At 36.3% G+C, this 1,265-nt stretch carries 1 protein-coding gene; it reads right to left on the bottom strand.

The annotated features are described in order from the left end of the window. Positions 1-76 precede the first annotated feature (76 nt). The gene (locus ACFIKE_RS10785) at positions 77-649 is read right to left on the bottom strand and encodes a replication/maintenance protein RepL (protein ID WP_375649903.1); all 573 of its coding nucleotides are present in this window, start codon (positions 647-649) and stop codon (positions 77-79) included. Between the last annotated feature and the right edge of the window lie 616 nt (positions 650-1,265).

Raw genomic sequence — 1,265 nt, 5'->3', positions numbered from 1 at the left:
ATCCCTTCGATAAACGCGGATCTGAGATCATGATTTTGGTGAGCGTACAGAGAGTTTGAGAGGCGGTAGCCTCTCATTAGTCGTTTGAATCATCAAACATATCTAGGGTATTATCGTCCTTTTTTTCGTTTCTTCTTCGTTGAATAACGGTTGTAAAGGCAATTCTATCGCCATTGAAAATGAGATTAGGATTGATAAAGTACCACCCTTGTCGCAAATGTTTAGCGATGATTTGAGCACTTTCTAGTTCGGTTAGACCACGTGCGAAAGTAGGAAGAGAAAGTGCTATTTTTTTATCTTTATTGGCTTCGAGAAAGTCGTCTAAAGCTAGTTTATCTAATGGTACTAGATCTTTGCTTATTCCTTTTTCTTGCAACATCCAGACTAATACTCCAAAAGCTTTTATTCCTGCTGTTTTTAATTCAAAAGTTAGAGCAATATTGTTTGTGAATAGTTTTATAAACTCCTGCGAATCCACTCGTCGAAAAGTTGTTACATGAGTGCCTTGAATTTCACCAGTTGATTGATTGATTAAAACATTATCGTCGCGTCCTAATCTTGATAATCGTATTCGTTGATTTTTTATAGGAACAGTCATTCCCTCAATAAATGGATTTTCTTCATATCGAGTAGCTTTTATTTTTTTCATAATTGATTGACCCTCTATCAAAAAACTGGAGCTTTTTGATAGAGGTGTAATCAGTATTTGATCTACTGTCAATCAATATTTTACGTTTTTTGATAGAGGGTCAATCAATATTTGACTATTTTTTGATAGAGGGTCATCGCCCGTCTGATAGACCCTACTACAGATTCTGAAAATTGAATTTAGGATTTTTGGGCTTTTCCGTTAAATCCCTTCTTAATTCTTATACTGAGCGAACTCAGTATAAGAATTGGTCGCTACGCTCCAAAACAAAATGACGAACTTCGTTCGACAATTTCATAAAAAATAATACACGACATTTCCCCTCTTCATCATGATTTCAAAACAATCCGTTTGGTTTTTAAGGTCAAGGTCGCCGTTAGGCGCCCCGTAGGGGTTGCCTTGACCTTAAAAACCAAGGATTTGAATTTCTTTGAAATCATGATGAAGAGGAACTATTTTCAAGGAAAATTTTATGAAAAAACTTATTGCGATTATAGTGTTTATGCTTTGTGACGTTACCGTTATAATCAACGACGTTACCATTGAGAGGCTACCGCCTCTCAAACTCTCTGTACACTCACCAAAATCATGATCTCAAAGCCGTGCTTTTGGGAAC

Origin of the sequence: Bartonella sp. MU70NMGDW (genome assembly GCF_042194085.1) — a bacterium.
Lineage (GTDB): Bacteria > Pseudomonadota > Alphaproteobacteria > Rhizobiales > Rhizobiaceae > Bartonella > Bartonella grahamii.
This window is presented reverse-complemented; position numbering and strand designations above follow the sequence as displayed.